Source organism: Paracholeplasma vituli (assembly GCF_025446935.1).
In the GTDB taxonomy this organism is placed as follows: Bacteria; Bacillota_I; Bacilli_A; order Acholeplasmatales; family UBA5453; genus Paracholeplasma; species Paracholeplasma vituli.
The window spans coordinates 1-326 of sequence record NZ_JAOEGN010000041.1 but is presented as its reverse complement, the minus strand read 5'-3'; the positions used below and the strand labels follow the sequence as shown (position 1 = coordinate 326).

General features: G+C 33.4%; 1 protein-coding gene. It reads right to left on the bottom strand.

The window, feature by feature from the left end; genetic code table 11:
• On the bottom strand, nt 1-194 hold a 194-nt coding region (locus tag N7603_RS08975; RefSeq protein ID WP_262097086.1), incomplete at its 3' end, for a helix-turn-helix domain-containing protein.
• Nucleotides 195-326 lie beyond the last annotated feature (132 nt).

The window sequence follows — 326 nt, the reverse complement described above, 5'->3', positions numbered from 1 at the left end:
ACGTCTTTCAGAAAGGGATAATTCTCTTTATACTGTGCAGGACGGTTATATAATTGGGTTTTATTCAACTCATAGTGTTTCTGTTTATCTTCTAACATCTTATTCCATAAAAAGCGATTATGGCCTAAGGTCATATGAATCAAAGTCTTTTGAGATTCAGTGGGATAGATTCTAAACTTAAAGGCTTTATTCATCCGGGTCACCTTGGCTTTCAGTAGAGTGCAGAAACGTGTATGAATACACCTTTATTATAACATTATTTATTATGATTTGTAAATATAAAATAAATCAATTCATCCCACCACCTATAGAGGTAGGGGACTTCT